18 protein-coding genes are annotated in these 17,319 nt (G+C 65.1%); 12 read left to right on the forward strand and 6 right to left on the reverse strand.

The genetic code is table 11. The annotated features are described in order from the left end of the window. Window positions 1-3: 3 nt before the first annotated feature. The 5 genes from HCA61_RS18720 to HCA61_RS18735 form a co-directional block, all read right to left on the reverse strand. The gene (locus HCA61_RS18720) at window positions 4-993 is read right to left on the reverse strand and encodes a rod shape-determining protein (RefSeq protein WP_169689708.1); all 990 of its coding nucleotides are present in this window, start codon (window positions 991-993) and stop codon (window positions 4-6) included. A gap of 569 nt (window positions 994-1,562) precedes the next feature. Next, complete coding sequence (locus HCA61_RS18725; RefSeq protein WP_169689709.1) at window positions 1,563-2,507, reverse strand: hypothetical protein; 945 nt, start codon at window positions 2,505-2,507, stop codon at window positions 1,563-1,565. A gap of 33 nt (window positions 2,508-2,540) precedes the next feature. Beyond that, window positions 2,541-3,536 carry a hypothetical protein gene (locus tag HCA61_RS18730; protein ID WP_169689710.1) on the reverse strand — a complete coding sequence of 332 codons (996 nt, stop codon included), beginning with the start codon at window positions 3,534-3,536 and terminating at the stop codon, window positions 2,541-2,543. After that, window positions 3,533-3,661, reverse strand: coding sequence for a hypothetical protein (locus tag HCA61_RS26655; protein ID WP_277352040.1), 129 nt, complete (start codon window positions 3,659-3,661; stop codon window positions 3,533-3,535). The genes HCA61_RS18730 and HCA61_RS26655 overlap by 4 nt, the downstream gene beginning before the upstream one ends. A gap of 653 nt (window positions 3,662-4,314) precedes the next feature. After that, entirely contained in the window at window positions 4,315-4,608 is a 294-nt protein-coding gene (locus HCA61_RS18735; RefSeq protein ID WP_169689711.1) for a hypothetical protein, read from the reverse strand. Here HCA61_RS18735 and HCA61_RS18740 point away from each other — a divergent pair. The 9 genes from HCA61_RS18740 to HCA61_RS18780 all read left to right on the forward strand — a co-directional run bounded on the left by HCA61_RS18740 (window position 4,599) and on the right by HCA61_RS18780 (window position 11,749). Next, window positions 4,599-5,594: an AraC family transcriptional regulator gene (locus HCA61_RS18740; RefSeq protein WP_346777603.1), complete on the forward strand. Its 996-nt coding sequence runs from the start codon at window positions 4,599-4,601 to the stop codon at window positions 5,592-5,594. The genes HCA61_RS18735 and HCA61_RS18740 overlap by 10 nt on opposite strands. Before the next feature lie 107 nt (window positions 5,595-5,701). Then, the gene (locus tag HCA61_RS18745) at window positions 5,702-6,901 is read left to right on the forward strand and encodes a serine hydrolase domain-containing protein (protein ID WP_169689712.1); all 1,200 of its coding nucleotides are present in this window, start codon (window positions 5,702-5,704) and stop codon (window positions 6,899-6,901) included. A gap of 83 nt (window positions 6,902-6,984) precedes the next feature. Further along, window positions 6,985-8,106 carry a hypothetical protein gene (locus tag HCA61_RS18750; RefSeq protein WP_169689713.1) on the forward strand — a complete coding sequence of 374 codons (1,122 nt, stop codon included), beginning with the start codon at window positions 6,985-6,987 and terminating at the stop codon, window positions 8,104-8,106. A gap of 604 nt (window positions 8,107-8,710) precedes the next feature. Beyond that, window positions 8,711-8,896: a hypothetical protein gene (locus HCA61_RS18755; RefSeq protein ID WP_169689714.1), complete on the forward strand. Its 186-nt coding sequence runs from the start codon at window positions 8,711-8,713 to the stop codon at window positions 8,894-8,896. Window positions 8,897-9,116: 220 nt separating this feature from the next. After that, window positions 9,117-9,572: a DUF6389 family protein gene (locus HCA61_RS18760; RefSeq protein WP_169689715.1), complete on the forward strand. Its 456-nt coding sequence runs from the start codon at window positions 9,117-9,119 to the stop codon at window positions 9,570-9,572. A 93-nt stretch (window positions 9,573-9,665) separates the two neighbouring features. Continuing rightward, window positions 9,666-10,259 (forward strand): hypothetical protein, encoded by a 594-nt coding sequence (locus tag HCA61_RS18765; protein WP_240959819.1) that lies wholly within the window; start codon window positions 9,666-9,668, stop codon window positions 10,257-10,259. Window positions 10,260-10,291: 32 nt separating this feature from the next. After that, window positions 10,292-10,831: a hypothetical protein gene (locus tag HCA61_RS18770; protein ID WP_169689716.1), complete on the forward strand. Its 540-nt coding sequence runs from the start codon at window positions 10,292-10,294 to the stop codon at window positions 10,829-10,831. A 42-nt stretch (window positions 10,832-10,873) separates the two neighbouring features. Further along, the gene (locus HCA61_RS18775) at window positions 10,874-11,308 is read left to right on the forward strand and encodes a hypothetical protein (RefSeq protein WP_169689717.1); all 435 of its coding nucleotides are present in this window, start codon (window positions 10,874-10,876) and stop codon (window positions 11,306-11,308) included. An 84-nt stretch (window positions 11,309-11,392) separates the two neighbouring features. After that, window positions 11,393-11,749 carry an amino acid permease gene (locus HCA61_RS18780; RefSeq protein WP_169689718.1) on the forward strand — a complete coding sequence of 119 codons (357 nt, stop codon included), beginning with the start codon at window positions 11,393-11,395 and terminating at the stop codon, window positions 11,747-11,749. 29 nt (window positions 11,750-11,778) lie between these two features. Here the strand turns inward: HCA61_RS18780 and HCA61_RS18785 are convergent, their stop codons facing one another. Beyond that, window positions 11,779-12,924, reverse strand: coding sequence for a helix-turn-helix domain-containing protein (locus HCA61_RS18785; RefSeq protein WP_169689719.1), 1,146 nt, complete (start codon window positions 12,922-12,924; stop codon window positions 11,779-11,781). Window positions 12,925-13,043: 119 nt separating this feature from the next. Between HCA61_RS18785 and HCA61_RS18790 the strand changes: the two genes are divergently transcribed. Genes HCA61_RS18790 through HCA61_RS18800 form a run of 3 tightly spaced genes read left to right on the forward strand, consistent with a single transcriptional unit; the run spans window position 13,044 to window position 17,229 of the window. Continuing rightward, window positions 13,044-14,678 (forward strand): class I adenylate-forming enzyme family protein, encoded by a 1,635-nt coding sequence (locus HCA61_RS18790; protein WP_240959821.1) that lies wholly within the window; start codon window positions 13,044-13,046, stop codon window positions 14,676-14,678. Then, a complete protein-coding gene (locus HCA61_RS18795) occupies window positions 14,675-16,033 on the forward strand; it encodes an MFS transporter (protein ID WP_169689720.1) in 1,359 nt (452 codons plus the stop codon). Before HCA61_RS18790 ends, HCA61_RS18795 begins: the two co-directional genes overlap by 4 nt. Next, window positions 16,030-17,229 (forward strand): thiolase domain-containing protein, encoded by a 1,200-nt coding sequence (locus HCA61_RS18800; protein WP_240959823.1) that lies wholly within the window; start codon window positions 16,030-16,032, stop codon window positions 17,227-17,229. The genes HCA61_RS18795 and HCA61_RS18800 overlap by 4 nt, the downstream gene beginning before the upstream one ends. The last annotated feature ends 90 nt before the right edge of the window (window positions 17,230-17,319 follow it).

Genomic DNA, 17,319 nt, shown 5'->3' on the forward strand with positions numbered 1-17,319 from the left:
TGGTCAGGCGGCGTACGCGGCAATCACCTCGCGCTGCGCCATGCACGCGGTTGCGCCTTCGGCAACGCAGGTCAGTGGTCGCTCGGCCGTCTTCACCGGCAGACCGAAAGCCTCTTCGAGCAGTTGCGGCACGCCGCGCAGCATCGACCCTCCGCCGATCGCCAGGATGCCTTCGGACATGACGTCACTGATTGCGCGCGGCGGCAGGTCGTCCAGGCAGGTCGACAGCGTCTGCACGATGCTCGTCGTGGTGGGCCGGATGGCGTCCATGACCTCTTCGGTCTCCAACGTGACGAGACGCGCTCGCCCGGTCGCGGCGTCGCGCCCCTCCACGACGAGCGATCGCTCGTCGGCGGTGTCGGGCGCGCCCAGCTTGGCGCGCTCGGCGGTGAGTTCGCCGACGACGATCTTGTGTTCCGCGCGCAGGTACCGGAGTATCGCGCTGGTCAGATCATCTCCGGCGATGCGGCTACTACGGTGGGAGAGGATACCGCCGTAACAGAGGGCGGTGACTTCCGAAGTGCCACCGCCGATGTCGACGACCAGGTGCGCTCGCGGTTCGAGCGGGTCGATCCCGCAGCCCAGGGCACCCGCAACCGGACCGGGTATCAACCCGACCTTTCGCAGTCCGGCCTCATGTCCGACTTCGAGCAGTGCGCGACGCTCGAGTGGCGTGGCGCTCACGGGGGCTGCGATGACGGCCGTCGGACGAATGCCGTAGCGGTGGCGCGGGGCGACCTTGGCGAGGACGGCCGTGACGTATGTCCGTGCGGTCTCCAGATCCACGATCACCCCGTCGCATATCGGACGGACCGGTGCGATCTCAGGCGGTGTGCGGTCGAGGAGATCGCTCGCGTCCCGTCCGATAGCGAGTGCTCGGCGTCGTTCCGTCGTTCGGACCATCATCAGCGACGGTTCGTTCAGGACTACGCCCTCGTCGGGGATTCCGACGACGGTGTTGGCTGTTCCGAGATCGATACCGAATCCACGCACGTCGGGCCTCCGGGGAAGATTCCAGCAGGGGTGTTTCAGATGATGTGTACAGAGGCGTTGGGGAATTGTGGTGTAACAAAGCTACCGCTGTCGATTCGCTTCAGAGCGATGTTTGCCGGAATGATATTCACGCTGCTCTCCGAGTGTTCGGGAGGTGACCGGGTCGTGACCTTCGCTCACGGCCCGGTGGACGGAGCATTGTTGTCGCCGACGTGAATTATATTGCCCTGCAATATGAACACACCGTGTTCGAGCAAATCGACGCGGCACATCCGCGCGGCACCCGACCACTCCCAGTTGAACCTGACGATTCCGCACCGACTCCTGTCCGATCTAGCATTGCAGCGGTGGGCCATGTCCCAGGCGAACGGTTGTGGAGCCACCGGTGCCCGATCGGTGGGCAGAACAGTCCGTGGCTGACGCTGCTCGAGTACGCAGCGCGAACGGCGTCGACGGCGCCCCAGGCCGTCGCCACCGGAAGAGTCGGCCGGAATCTCGAAGAGTGCAATAGCCGGCGTGGACGGCTGAGAATGTAGCGGGAACAGTAGGGGCGGCGTAAACGAGACCGACTACGCTTTTGCCTTCTGGGCGCGTGCCGAGCGGAAGCGTTCGCGCAGGGGAGGGGGCCTCAGCAGTTCGGCTGCGCTTGGCTCGTTGATCAGGTTTCGGTCGTGTGGGTTTTCGTGAAGGCGTTTCAACAAAGCGAAGAGTGTGTTCGGCTCCGAGACCAACGTGTGAGCCATGATCGCGATCGAGTAATCGGCATCATGCTGAGTTCTAAGAGCCGACGGTACAGATGATGTGATGGTCAGATTGATGACCGGGTGGGGCGCGGATCCGACGCGTACGCCTAACTCTCCCGGTGAGATTTGCGCGATTTCGTCCCAATGGAGGAACAGATCTGATTCACGGATCGAAAACACAATTCTTCGCCGCGCGTACCGCCTGATGCCATTCGGGTAGATGCGCAGGACCGTGGTGAATCGTACCGAAGCCAATAGTAAGGCGCCGACGCCGGTCACGGCGGCGCCAGCTGCAGAGAGAATCGCGACCTCTCGTGTGTCACGACCGAACGGCACGAGGCTGTCGCTCACACCGGCCAGCCACCCGATCCAAATAATGAGGCCATAGGCGGCGACCCCCACGAGGATGGTGATCATGGCCGGAATCGAGGATCTGCTCATCGGTACTGTCACGCCTGGACCGTGTTCACCATCGGTGTGGCGCGAGATGCGGCGGGGAAGCGCAATGTGGCGAAAGCCGGATTCCTGCAGGAGGCCAACACTGACCAGGAGGGTAGTCAGGCTCAATCCGGCAAAACCGAGGGCGGTGAGCGGTTCGCCTCCGCGGGCCCCGTTCCAGGCAGTAGCGACGCTGAGTGCAGCGGCAAGTGCTACTGCTACCGATGCGGCGAGCTGGCTGGGGCGGAAGGCTTGCGGCCAAGGTTGAAAACCGGACGGCAACTTGGCATCTGCAGCGTGTTCGGACGCTGTCTTGCGGTTCGAGTTGTACAAGGTCGATTCCTGGTGGTTTGAGGCGTGACGGTGTTAGTTCCAAACATCCTGAGATCCTTTGGAAACACCCCAGGTGATGATGCCGCCAACCGCGGCACCGATGAGTAGCCCTGCCGCCGTTCCGGCACCGGGCGCAACGGCAGTGCCGATGAGTCCGCCAAGTTTGGTTCCCGCGTAGGTTCCTGTCGCGAAACCGACGGCAGAACCTACACCCTCCGTGATTACTGCTCTGGTGGGGTCCATCCCACCCTCGATATCGTTGTTGATGGCCGGTATTGTTCCGAGCATCGCAGCGTACGGGCCGAGTCCTCTGGCGATACCGCGTCCGATGTCGTCACCTGACGATAGGGCTGCGCTTTTCAGGCCTTCTTTGGTTGCATCGGACATGAGTCCGATCGTGGAGGAGGCAACCGTGGCGGGCACGTCCGGAACCCAGGAGAACTCCCCGCTCTCGGATCTGACGACCTCTCCTGGCTTCGCCGCTTCGGCAGCGTCCTCCAGCACTACGACGGCAGCGTGGATACGGGCGGTCGCGTCGTCGGCTCCTGCCGCGGCCTGCTGGAGCGCGTCGACCAGCGCGACACTCAGTTCGGCGGCCTGGCGTTCGAGTTGGAGGGACGCAGTGTCGTAGGTCGCGCCGGATGGTAGTAGGGCGCGAAGGAGGGAGATCTGGTTTGCTGCGTCGACGATTCCGTTGTCGTGCACTGTGAACGATTGATGCTCGGCCGCTCTCACCAGGGTGAGGACGTGCATTTGTATGCCTTCGATGATCGGAGCACCTGTGCGATAGGCGTCGGCGATCTGTAGGAGGGCGCCGGCGACGGAACTGCCGAGTGAATGTTCTTTGACGACACGGCGGGCGGCAGCGTTCGCGGCGTCGCCTTTCCACTGCTCCGAGAGGACGTCCTGATCGTCGAGCAGCCCCCTCATGCGGTCGTCGAGTTTGTCGACGAGATCGTCGAGTGCGACGGCGGTCGCCCGCAAAGCGTCCGGGCTCCATGCGGTAACGGACGTTACGCTCGGGTTCACGCGGGTCGGTCCATGGCCTTGAATCCTGCGGCGACGCCGGTCTCGACGATCTCGCAGTCGATTGCCGCGCCACTCGCCGATGCGGCGAACGCGCCAAGCGGGTGCGGCTCTACGTGCAACGTCACTACTGTCCCCCCGACAGAATGCCCCGATGTGTGCGTTCGGGACCATAGCAGAGTCCCGTTCAGGCGTAGCGACCACAGGCACGGACAGGATGACAACTTCCGGCGACGGAAGCGGGTTGCTCCTGCCGGCTGCCCTCACCGATCGCGTCCCGAATTCTCTGGCGGGCAGTGTCAGCGTAAGGCGGGACTCGCGCGGTACGCCGATGCGCGCAAGCCTGAAGGTGGCCGGATCGAGCCTCCGTCCGTCGCCCGCAGCGTTCCCGCTACATTTCCATCCATACGCTCGGGTCACAGCCGGTGTGTATGGCTGAGAATGTAGCGGGAACCACCGGTCAGCAGTCTATTTCGCGTCCGCCCATGCTCGGGCGGTGTTATGGGTCAGCTGTGGGCCAGTGTGGGAAGGACGATGACGCAGGCCTACCATGCAGACTCGGCGGTGGAGCCGAGCCGATGATCTCGTGTGGCGGGATCATTCCCGTAATGTGAAGCGGTGGAAAGACCCTCAGATGGCATTGCAGTGAAGTGCGGCGGGGATTGTCGAGACCGCTGCCGAAGTCCCACGGAACTCCGGACATCCTCCAGTCTCTTACCGAGAGCGGTTGCGCGGTGATGTAGCGATGTTTGCAGGCTCCCCCGAACGGCGGCTCGGCCCCTTAACTCGAAACGATGGTGTTCTGCCTCCTCCAGATGAGCCAGCGACCGTCCCGCTTCACGAAGATGTACAGCGCGTTCATCTCCGGCGGATTGCCGCCGTCGGCGTCCTGTTTCGTCGACCATGCGTTCTTCCGGGCGACGATCGCGTCGTCGGCGAGATGGGTGTTCATCAGTGATGCGTCGTTGGTGAAGCCGTCCTGCACATCGCGGACGATCGCTTGGATCTGCTCGAGGTCATGGGAGTCAGGCGCATCGAACCGGCCTCGTCGCCTACCGTGGACGAGTGTCGCCACAGCCGGACCCGAGACCACCGCGTAGCCGTCGCCTGACGGCTCCCGAATCGGATTGGGACGCGATCCGTATGTGGACCGACGACAAGTACATGCGGTTCGACGTGCAGCCGATCGGCCGGAACATCATCCCCGCGTCATCGATGTTCTCTGTGCAGATCAGCACCATCACGATGACACATTTCTGCTACGGCGTGGAGGTCGATCTCCGGAATTTCGACGCCGACGCGGGAAACGTCCTCGTGCTGACCACCCTGCAAGGATCGACTCGTCACGCTGCAGGAACACGCGACGAGACAGAGCTGACCGTGGGTGGGACCTTCGTCGCGGACTGCAGCAGGGTGGACTATCGGCTCGGCGCGGCACCCGACCATCTCCAGCTGAACCTGACGATTCCGCACCGACTCCTGTCCGATCTGGCATTGCAGTGGTGGGGCCACGTCCCAGGCGAACGGTTGTGGAGCCACCGGTGCCCGATCGGTGGGCAGAACAGTTCGTGGCTGGCGCTGCTCGAGTACGCAGCGCGAACGGCGTCGACGGCGCCCCAGGCCGTCGCCACCGGGAGGGTCGGCCGGAATCTCGAGGAGATGATCGCCGCTCACCTACTCGACGAGTGGTCGCGCTCTGCAGGCATCGATCTCTCCGAGCCCTCCTCCGTTGCGGCGCCCGGGTATGTGCGGGCAGCGGTGCAATACATGGACGAGCACGTCAAGGACCTGCCCACCGTCGCCGAGACGGCGCTGGCGGCAGGTGTCAGCGTTCGCGCGCTGAACGGCGCATTCAACAAATACGTGGGAATGTCGCCGCGCGCATATCTCATCGAGCGTCGGCTGCACGGCGTCCACCGCGCACTGAGCGCGGGAGCGTTGTCAGTGTCGGCGGCTGCCCACGAATGGGGTTACATCAATATGGGTGTTTTCGCAGCCGCCTATCGCCGCCGATTCGGGGAGAACCCGTCGGAGACGCTGGCTCGGCGGCGTAACGGCTGAACACCCCGTTGCTGCCGATTGCAGATGGTTACTGCCGATCGCGGACGTATCAGGGTGAGGGATCCCATACCTTTCGTTGTGCTGCTCATCACACCGAAAGGATCGACATGTCCACGTTGAAACAGTCTCCGTTGAAGTCGACGCTCGACGATGCTCTCGCCGATGTCACCACCGCTTCCAATGGACCTGATCGGGTTCCCGGTGTCGTCGCCGCAGTCACGCGCTCGGCCGGGCCCGTGTACGAAGGTGCGGCAGGTGTCCGGTCAATGAACGATGCGGCACCCATGACGACCGATTCGGTGTTCGCGATGTTCTCCACCACCAAGGCCATCACCGGAACGACGGTGCTTCAATGCGTCGAGGAGGGGTTGCTCGACCTCGACGCTCCTGCATCGGACTACATTCCTGAGATCGCAGGCCTGTGCGTCGCAGAGGGGTTCGATGATGCCGGCGCCCTGAAGCTGCGCGCGCCCAATACCCAGATCACCACACGAATGCTCCTGTTGCACACGGCCGGATTCGGCTACTCGTTCTTCGACGAGACGTATCATCGTCTCCTCGTCGACGGCGTGCATCCCAGTGTCATCACAGCGACTCGCGCGGCTTTGAACACCCCGTTGTTGTTCGAGCCGGGTACCCGGTGGAACTACGGGTCCAACATCGATTGGGCGGGGCTGGTGGTCGAGGCCATTCGTGGGAAGCGGCTGGGGAAGGTCATGGCAGAACGGGTCTTCCGGCCACTCGGTATGAGCGACACGGCGTTCCGTCTGACGCCGTCGATGGAAGAGCGGCGGACCGAGATCCACCAACGCGGAGCCGACGGCACACTGGAACCGACCGGTCTGGTGCTGCCGCAGCAGCCCGAGGTGGATATGGGTGGCCACGGGCTGTACTCGACCATCGGCGACTACAGCCGTTTTCTGCGAATGTGGCTGAACGACGGCGAAGGTGAGCACGGACGGGTGCTGCGGCCGGAAACCGTTGCGAACGCTGCGGTCAACGGTCTCGGCGACCTTCAGGTGACCATGTTGCCCGGTGTCGAGCCGGAGCTGTCGAACGACGCAGAATTCTTTCCGGGTCAGCGCAAGACGTGGGCCTACACCTTCATGGTCAACGAAGAGCAAGCGCCCACAGGTCGCAGCGCCGGATCCTTGAGTTGGGCCGGCCTGGCCAATCTGTACTACTGGATCGATCGCACTGCCGACGTCGCTGGGATCTGGGCGACGCAGATCCTGCCGTTCGCCGACCGCGCATCTGTTGACGGATTCCTCGAATTCGAGTCACGCGTGTATCGCTCGCTGGTCTGATCAGTGGCAGGGCGTCCGGGTGCCCTGACGCCCTGCCGTACACCCACCGGTGACTCGGGTCGTCCGGTGATCTACTGGTCCGCATGACGGAAGACACATTGTTGGCAGGTCCCCGTGGCCGCAGGTTGTTGTTGGAATTTGCGCGGGAAGCCGACCGCGCCACCCAGCAGAACTACGACCGGAGTTCTTTCAACTCCGCCGTCTTCTACGCCGCGCATGACCTCGACCCCAACCCGGGGGTCATCTTCGGGCCCGGCGCTGACGAACCACTGCCGGATATTTCACCGGATGAGGTTGCGCGCCGGCTCGCAACAGTGCCGCTTCCCGAGGTGACGGAAGCCGGTTTGCGTTCGGCGCTCGGGGTAGCAGTGGACCATGCCCGCTACTGGCAGGAACCCGACGGGGAAGACATTCTCGCCGCTACAACTCCCATGCGACGAGAACTGCGACGCGTCGCCGCCCACATCGCGCAGTCATCTCACGTCGAGTGGTGGTTGTCCGAGGTGGATCGCGACGACCAGTGGTCGGTGGGGTGGGCCGACACTGCTGAAGCGAGGCCGCAGGAGCCCCGCGAGCAGGCACCTCTCACCGAGCGCCTGGCTGCGTGGCGTGTCCGCGTCGTCGAGCAGGAAGTGAGGGCGGAACGTGAGCGCCCGCGGGACCCGAAGGCGATGTACTCGGGTCAGTGGTGGTCGTTTCCGTGGGAAGCGCGCTGTTCGGCGCGGTCGCTCGACGATGGATTGCCGTCGGGCGTCCTGTTCGTCGAAGACTGCATGGGCTGGAAGCAGGCCTTCGCTCGGCGCATGCCAGTGCCCGCGGGCATCGAGGTATTCGAGATCGACGGTGCCGACGCGTGGGCCGATCTGTGCCGTCGATACCCATTGGAGGTGACGGCGCAGAAACGTCACGACTGGTATCGGACCACCGGGCGCGACGGACGTTGGGTGATGCCCGATTGGAGTCGCGTCGCCGAGGCGTACGGGGGAGTGCACCTCACGGTGAGGGGATATCTCGCCGCGGCGGGAACAGCGATCTGCGTCGACGACGACACCGCGAGTGTGATCGCCGGGTGGGCACCCGACGAGAGCCACTGGCTCACCGATTCCGTTCGCCCCGACGATGACGTGGTCGAGTGGGTGCTCGCCGACGACCGCGAGCACTGGCGGCGAAAGACCCCTCTTGCAGGGGATGCCGGACCGCAGTGAAGAAGTCGACTCGAGATGGGTGGTGACTCCGACCTTCGGAGACGGGCGGGACACCACGGCCGTACCACCCGATTTCCGCTGGGTACTACCGCAACGTTCGATGGGTACAAAGACCTCAATACTTCCGCTGAAGGGCCCATCTGCCGACGTCGGAGAGCCTGCGGTGCCCGAGCGCTGTGAGTTGTCTGCTTACTGCTGGTAACCCCGCGAAATGCGCAGAAACCCCCGTCACCAGGGGCGGAGCAGCCGGCCATGCCCTGTCGACGCGATCGTCGACAATGTGTACGAACGTGCCGAAATTGCCTCTCACCAGCACAAACCTGGCGTTCTTCCTGGGTGGACCCGCTCGCGTGTGTGATGTAGAACTAGCTCGTGGGCAAACGGTTGTGATGCTTCGCAATAAAAACCGTTGGCGGTAGACATACCGCCGCACCTCACACCCACAGCTCCCAGGAGGAGCCGGACAACCACCGATCCGGCTGGAGTTTCGAAAGGGCCGAGGAACATGCCGCTGCCGATGTCGCCGACCGACTCGATGTATCCGCATGGGGAACCGCGGTGCCTCGGCAAAGGGACTCGAAGTCCTGTGATGCCCGAGTCTCGGATGGATTCCCGCACGAACGACTCCGAGCTGTCGGAGTCCCGATTCCGGTCGCACACGGCCATCGCGCTCGGCTCCGGAGTACCGGCCGGCGTGCCGGCGTTGGTGCTGACCGGCTCCTTTGCCTTTGGTGCTTTGGTGGCTGTGCTCATCATCGTCTGTGTCGGTGTCGCCGCCCTCATTATCTGAGGGGCGCACGCGCAAGGACGCTCCTTCGGGGGCCCTGAAGACCTGCCCGCGTGCTTGTCGCGCTGGCCACCGGACTCGCCGGGACCGTAGCGCTGCAGGGGGCGCCGCGGTCCCGGCGTGATTACCTGCGCTGCAGCCTTCTTCGAATGAAGGGGAGGCGAGGGGTTCTCCGATATCGAGATCTCCTGGGCTGCGTCTGACCGGCGGATATTCTGGCCGCGTGGACACAGGCGATTACGAGGCCGCGGTGCGGCGGATTCTCACGACGGCTTCGACCGAGGTTGCCGACCGGCTCCGCGGGTTCCTCGCCGCGGCGCGCGCAGACGGTGTCGACATCGAGGGCATCACCATCGATGTTGTCGTCGACCAGGACGGCGAGGGGCCGTTCGACGTCTGGGCCCGATTCGACGGGCGCGACGCCTTCCTACTCGATCGCCGCTTCGATGAGGAGCGTCGGCTCTTCGGTGTGGAATGGGGCGAGCTCGGCTGGGAGCCGGCGGTGCCGTCGCGGCTGCGCGACTGGACGCGCGACGATCTCGAGGCCGTGGTCGTCGAGGTCGTGACGCGGTGGATCGAACCGCTGATTCCCGCTGGATCGCCCGATGGGTTCTGGTCGGTCGGTGCTCCCGAGGGCCTGCGGGTGAACGTACCGCGGTCAGAGGGCCTGCCCGCATGACGCAGCCCGAGTTCGTGACCTACGACGGGCTCCCTGTTGCCTCGGGGTGCGCATACGTTACGCAGCCGGAAGCCGTCCGCGACCTACATGCAGGTGCGTGCATTCCTCGACGCATGTGCGGTCCCGGCCGAGCATGTCGATGCCCAGGCCTCGGGGTTCCGGCTGTGGGCCGGCGGTCCAGAAGACCGCTCGGAACGCTGGCGACAGATCGCCACGGAGTTACTCGGGGGTCCGCGGCGCACGCAGCACACCCACTGCGAGTGGAGGGTCCGCGCCGAGCGTGTGAACGCAATCCTCGACGCGCTCGACGGCGCTGCACGCGAGGATGTCACTCGGTATGGCCGTCCGCTCGTCGGGTTGGTCGTCGGCGGGCCGGCGCGCCTCATCGATCCAGCGACCGGCGAAGCGTATGCCGGAGTGTCCGTGGAGGATTCCGGACGGTTCGAGGTGGACGGATACGGTCGGACGCTCGGTGTCTCGGGAGTGCGAGCGACGATCGGCTCGACTGGCTCCTCGCTCTCGCTGTGGTTGTCGTTCCCGGGCGACCACCGCTTGCCCGCCGCGGCGGCGCACGTGCAGGAACATGCTCCAGTGCGCTTCTCGGTGAAGCACTGGCGCCGCTGGACGCCGTCCCGCACCGGTGACGGATACCGGTCGATCAGGATCCCGTCTCCACTCGCCCGGTGAGAGCACCCACGGCGTCCCGGTATCGTGCACCCATGCCCGAATGTCGCCCACACCTGTCCGATGGCGGCGTCGACTTGTCAACGGAACACATCGATTTCGCCGCGCTCGAATCGTTTCGGTTCGCCGAGGGCGGGGGATACCCGCCGTCCTATCGAGACTTCATCCGGCGGTACGGCTGGGCGCGGACCTTCGGTCTCTGGCTGATCTATCCGCCGGTGTTTCCGGGCTACGCGGACGGACGTGGGCGCGCAGAGGTTCTCAACGAGCGGTTTCGTGACCGTTACCGGGACGGTCGGGCCGAGGAGTTCGAGTGGATGATCGAACCGGACGGCGACTGGGCACGTGTCGAGGCGCTGCATGTATTCGGGTGGAGCGAGAACGGCGACGCACTGCTCTGGGACACGTCAGCTCGTCGCGCGGACGGCGAGTTCCCAGTGTGGGAATCGCGCGGGTTGGATTCGCTGCACCTGCTCGGGCCGACTCTTTCGGACGCGCTCTCGGCGATCCGGGATACGCGCTCGGGCTCAGAGTCGCGAGCCGACATCGAACCACTGCCTCCGGTGCGTTTGTAAGCGAATCCCGCGGTCGCCGCGGCCTCTGCCAGGATGGGTCGCATGGGCGTCATCAACACGTACTTCACCGCACCGGACGACGAGACTGCGGCTGCCACAGTCGACGACGGGCCCGCGCTGTCGCACGCACCCGTACTCGATGCGGTCGAGGCGACTGTTCAGGCAGGCACGCTGATGGCTCTGCTCTCCGGTGAACCCTACGACCGGATCATTGGGGATCGGACCTGGGTCCCGCTGATCAGCGATCCGGATCACGAAGCGGCGTGGATTGTTTCGATGCCGGACGCTTTCACCAATGCGCTGGCGGCGGCGACCGATGAGCGTCTCGCGGAGGTTGTCGGACCGTGGTCGGAGACCGAGGAGTTCTGGGGCGCGGGGGATCCCGCTCAGTTGCTGCCGATGCTCCGCGACTGGCGCGCGCTCGCACAGACTGCGCGCCAGCGGGGTGAGGGCATGTACTGCTGGATGGCCGTCTGAACACTACGCCGACTCGCGGTCTGCAACGGGGCATCGTGCGCATTGTCCGGACTTCCAGATGGAAGAGCCGTAGTCTCCGAACTCATGGCGTGGTTGGTACTGTGCGTTCTCGGAGCTGTGGGTTTGACGGCGGGCATCGTCGTGCCGCGGCGGCCTCAGCTGGGACCCGCGTCAGGGTTTCCCTGGTTCTGGGTGGCATTCCCCGCGACGTGCATTGTCGTCGCGGCCGCGATCGCCGTTTTCGCGTGGCCTCAGGCGCTGACCGGCTCGGGGAGCTACTGGTGGGAACCTCCCACTGTGAATCGGCCGGGCTTGCAGTTCTTGTCGAGTGAGCAGTACCAGCGATTCGTGATGCTGAGCCGGTGGAGATGGGTCCTACCGGTGGCGTCACTCGCAGGAATCGGTTGGTGCGTGTGGGCGTGGCGTCGGCGTCGAATCTGAGTCTGCCGTCGTTGTCGGAGCTGGATCGCTCATGCGTCGATGCTGCCCTCGCTGCGGTGGGCAACAAGAACCCAGCTGAGTTCGACGACGGTTTCGGTCGAGTCGAGAGAACATGAGGTCAGCTCCTCGAATCGTGCGAGCCGGTGGCGCAGTGTGTTCTGGTGGATGACGAGCGCCTCGGCCGTTGCGCGCACGACACGGTCGTGTTCGAGGTGGGCCTGCACGGTGTTGAGCAGGATCGCGCCGAAATCACCCTCTCCTGCAAGAGGTTCGACGTAGCGCTGTCGGAGCAACTGCGTGACCAGCGGAGCCCCTGGGATGCCCAGTCGCCACGACATCGTGCTGGGGTCGTGCAGGCCCGGTATTCCACTGGGTACGAGTGTGAGGATCTGTTCTGCCACGGCGGCGGATGCACCGACCGCATGCAGTGGGGCAGAGGGTCCCACGGCAAGCACCCCGCGGTCCGCGATCTCGCGTGGCACGCGGGTGACCAAGGCAGCGGTGCGTCCGGATACCTCCGCCACCAGGGCCGCGGCGCCGGGTGTCGATCCGTACCTGCTCAGGTCTGCGGTCCACCGCTCCCGGCTGCTCGATACCGGGTGCCCGAAGACGACGTAGTGCTCGCGGCTGGGATCCATGCCGAGGGCGCGTACCCGGGGGAGCAGAGCAGGGTCGAGGGTTGATCCGGACAAGAGGGACCGGAGCACGTCGGCTTCTTCCACAGATCGACGGACCGCTTCCGAGACGGCGTGCGCCCGGTATTCCTTGACGGCGTCGGCGACGAACCAGTCGCCGACGTCCCACAGGAGCGTCGAGCCACGCAGTGTCGACTCGGCCGACAACGAGAATTCCCGTGCGACTTCGATGAAGCGGTTGTGGATGGCGTTGAGGCTGAGTCGATATGCCCGGATGATGTCTTCGATGGTCATGCCCTGGCTGATCCGCCGCCGGGTCGTCTGCCGTGCCTCGCCATCGGGGATATCGCGCGGTGCTCGCCCCTCTTCGAGAGTGAGCATGCCGCGCGCCACATTCAGCCGGGCCGAAGCGATGAGCTCGTTGCGGTCGATGCTCAGGTAGTCGGGGAGTTCCCGGTGGATGTCGTCGGCCGCTTTCTGCGCGATCTGTTCGGCTTCGGCGCGGAGCATCGCGGCGACCGACTCGAGCGTCACCGTCATTGTCGGGTCTCCTATCTATCCACCGAGGGGCCCGGATTGGAGTTTTCTCCAATCACCTTACAGCCGGGTTGGCCTGTGGGCCGTAGCAAAATGTCGGCTCACCACTGAATATGTAGAGCATGACGTGGATCACAAGCGCTGGATCGGCAGCGGCGGTAGTAGCCCGGGATAACGATGCGGGCACACCACTCGGTGGATTGCCGGGTACTTTCGATTCGTTGTGGGCGACTGCGGTTCGCGGGCACGGCGCCGGAACCTTCCTCGTGTTCCAGGACGAGGACGGCACCGTCACACGCTGGACGTATACCGAGTTCGACGACGTCGTCGCGCGCACTGCGGCTGGTCTGCGCCGTCGTGGCATCGTCGCCGGCGACGGCATTCACCTGTGCCTTCGTAACTGCCCGGCTTTCGTGGCGCTGTGGCTTGCGGCCGCACGGGTAGGCGCATGGATCGTTCCGGCCGACCCGAGCGCCTCCGCTAGAGACCTGGACCAGCAGATCGGCCGGACGTCGCCGAAGCTCGGACTCCACTCGTCGACACGCCGCGACGCCTACCTCGAAGGCGCCGCTGTTCACGGGCTGCCCACGGCGGAGTTGACCGAGACGGCCCGCGACGTCCTGGACTCGGCCGTAGGACTCGTCGACGACGAGGTCGCCACGGGGGAGTGGACTGCACCCGGACCTGCCGACCGACTCGCCCTCATGTTCACCTCCGGCACGACATCCCAGCCCAAGGGCGTGGTGTTGACCCAGGCCAACTACTTCCGGGTGGCGACGGCAATGGCCGTCGCGGCCGACCTCCAGGCCGGCGACCGCTGGTTGGTGACGCTGCCGCTGTTCCACGGCAACGCCCAGTACTACTGCTTCGCGTCGGCGATCGCGGTGGGTGCTGGGGTCGGGTTGACTGCCACCTTCTCGGCGAGCGGATGGGTGCGCGACGCGATAGCGCTCGGCGCGACACACGCGAGCCTGTTCGCCGCTCCGATGCGCATGGTCCTGGCCCGTACCCCTGCCGACCAGCCGCCCGCCCAACTGCGGCATGTGTGGTTCGCCCAGAGCCTCGGCGCCGAACACCATGCGGAATTCGGCCGACTCGCCGGATGCCTGCCCCGTCAGCTCTACGGCATGACGGAGACGGTCCCGATCGTTACCTACGACCGAAGCACTCCGCCCGTGTCCGACCTGATCGGCACGCCGCTCGAGGGGCGGGTCGCGCGGCTGGTGACACCGGGCACCCTCGATCCGGTGGTCCCCGGAGAAACCGGGATGATTGCGGTCGCCGGTATCCGCGGCGATACGCTTTTCGAGGAATACCTCGACGACCCGGCGACGACGGAACGGACGTTCCGCACAGACGAGAACGGCACGGTCTGGATGCTCACCGGCGATCTCGCTGCCGAGACACCGCACGGCTGGCGATTTGTCGGACGAGCCGATGACGTCATCAAGGTCGCAGGCGAGAATGTCTCACTGACGGAGGTCGAGGCGACCGTCGCCCAGGCACCGGGTGTCCTCGAGGCCGCGGTGCTGGCTCGTCCGGACGAGATCCGGGACCAGGTGCCGGTGGCCTACGTGGTCGCTCGCGACCCGCAGGATCCTCCGAGCGCCGATGAGCTTTCAGCGTGGGCTGCACTCAATCTCACCAAAGCTGCCCGTCCACACGAGTGGACCGTTGTACCCGAACTGCCGCGCACCAGCGTGGGCAAGATCCGCCGCTTCAAGCTGGCCGACACCGAAGGAGCTGTCACACGATGACAACCGCGACTCCCGTCTCAGCGACTCGACGGCGACGTGCCTTCGTCGGCGCCGTTTCCGGCCACCTCATCGAATGGTTCGACTACGGCGTCTACGGCTTCCTCGCCGTGACCATGGGGCAACTGTTCTTCGCGTCGCAATCCCCCGCCGTCGCGCTGCTCAGCAGCTTCGCGGTGTTTGCCCTGAGCTTCTTCATCCGTCCGCTGGGCGGGATCTTCTTCGGCCCGATGGCCGACCGGATCGGGCGCAAGCAGACACTCATGATCGTGATGGTCCTGATGTCGGGATCGACGTGCCTGATCGGTGTGCTGCCCACGTATGCATCGATCGGTATCGCCGCACCGATCCTGTTGATCCTGCTGCGCTGCGTCCAGGGCTTCTCGGCAGGTGGTGAGATCGGCACCGTGACCAGCTTCGTCGCGGAGTATGCCGGCCCGCGTCGTCGCGGCTTCTCGACGAGCTGGCTGATGGTCACCGCTGTGCTCGGCCTGATGCTGGGCAGCCTCGTGGCGAACGGCCTGACGGCGCTGCTCGGCGAGGACGGCATGGCGGCGTGGGGGTGGCGCATCCCGTTCCTCATCGCTGGTCCGCTGGGTCTGATCGCCGCGTACATCCGGCTCAAGCTCGAGGACAGCCCCGAGTTCATGGCACTGCAGGCAGCGGGGGAGCACGAGAAGGCTCCGCTGCGTGAATCGATGCGGTGGAAGCGTGCTCTCGCACTTGTGTTCTGCATCATCGTGCTGCACTCGTCGATCTTCTACCTGGTGCTCACGTTCGCCTCGACCTTCATGACCAACACCCTCGGCTTCAGCAACTCGACCCGATTCTGGTACGTCCTGCTGGCCTGTGCGCTGGCCGCTGCGGTCATGCCGATCGGTGGTGCGTTCACGGATCGCTACGGCCGCAAGCCGTTCCTGCTTGTGGTCGGTGTGCTCGGTACTGCGTCGATGTTCTGGTTCTTCCAGGCTGGACCCGGAGCGACACCCGAATCGTTCCTGCTTCCACTGCTCGCCACCGCCGTGACGTTCGGTCTGTACGTGTCGTCGACCTACGCGACTATGACTGAGCTGATCCCCACGCGGATCCGGTCGACCGGCATCTCGATCGCCTACAACGTTCCTGTTGCGGTCTTCGGTGGGTGCGCCCCCTTCGTGGCAGCGTGGCTCATCACGAAGACTGGCGACATCACCGCACCGTGGTATTTCTTCGTCGCAACCGGACTGGTATCGATCGTGGCGCTCTTCGTGCTGCAGCCCAACGATTTTCGACGCGCAGAAGCCGCCTCGGTTCCCGCCGGGTCGGGCCATGCGGCGAGCGAATCGCCGTCGGGCTCCGCAGTGGAGGTGGCGTCATGATGTCGAGTCCGCTCGGAGCTCGTGAGCAGGAGATCGTGCTGGCCGGATGGGCACACACGCCGTTCGGTAAACAGGACGCCACGCTCGAACAACTCATCACCACCGTGGCGAACGATGCGATCGCGAGCGCCGGGATCACCGCAGCAGACGTCGACGAGATCGTGCTGGGCACCTTCAACGCGGGCATGCAGCCCTTGGCCTTCGCCTCGTCGCTGGCGCTACAAGCCGACGACGGACTGTGGGGAAAACCCGCGACGCGCGTCGAGAATGCGTGTGCGTCGGGTGCTGCGGCCTTCCGGACCGGAGTTCACTCGATCCTCGCCGGCGAGGCACGCACAGTCCTGGTCATCGGCGCGGAGAAGATGACCGACGCCGGCGCCGAGGTGGTCGGACGCGCTCTCGTGGGCGCCGACTACGACAGCGCCGGCCAGCCGTCCAGCGTCGGCTTCGCGGGATTGTTCGCCGAAGTGGCGCGGGCATACGACACGCGGTACGGAGATCCCAGTGATGCGATGGCGCGCATCGCGGCGAAGAACCACGCAAACGGGCTCGCGAACCCGTGGGCGCATCTGCACCGCGACTTCTCGTACGATTTCTGCCGGACCGTGGGGCCCGACAACCCGATGGTGGCGGACCTGCTGCGTCGCACGGACTGTTCACCGGTGTCCGACGGGGCGGCTGCCGTGGTCGTCACCACCGCGGATCGAACGTCGTCGTCAGCCGGCACCGCTGGGGTGCGGCTCGCGGGGATGGGGCAGGCCAACGACTTTCATCCCGCGAGTCGACGCGACCCCTTGGCGATGCGCGGCTCACACGTCGCATGGCGGACCGCGTTGGAGAGAGCCGGTGTAGCTGCGTCGGACTTGTCCTTCGTCGAACTGCACGACTGCTTCACCATCGCCGAACTCGTCCTCTACGAGGTGCTCGGATTGTCCGAGCCCGGTAAGGGCGGGTCGCAACTGGCGGAGGGCATATTCGACCGTGACGGGGCTCTGCCCGTCAACGTGTCGGGTGGCCTGAAGTCCAAGGGTCACCCGGTGGGTGCGACGGGTGTGTCCCAGTTGGTCCTCAGTGCGATGCAACTGACCGGCACGGCAGGCGACATGCAGCTACCGGTGGCAGATGTTGCCGCAGTGCACAACATGGGTGGGCTTGCCGTCGCCAACTACGTCCACGTTCTCCGAGCGCGTGACTGAAAGCGATCTCCTGCTCACTCGAGCTACGCGGCGGGAGAGCGACGAGTGCGGCAATGACGGTTGGCCGGAGGTCGTGCGGTGTATGCGTGA

It is taken from the genome of Rhodococcus sp. HNM0563, from assembly GCF_012726195.1.
In the GTDB taxonomy this organism is placed as follows: domain Bacteria; phylum Actinomycetota; class Actinomycetes; order Mycobacteriales; family Mycobacteriaceae; genus Rhodococcus.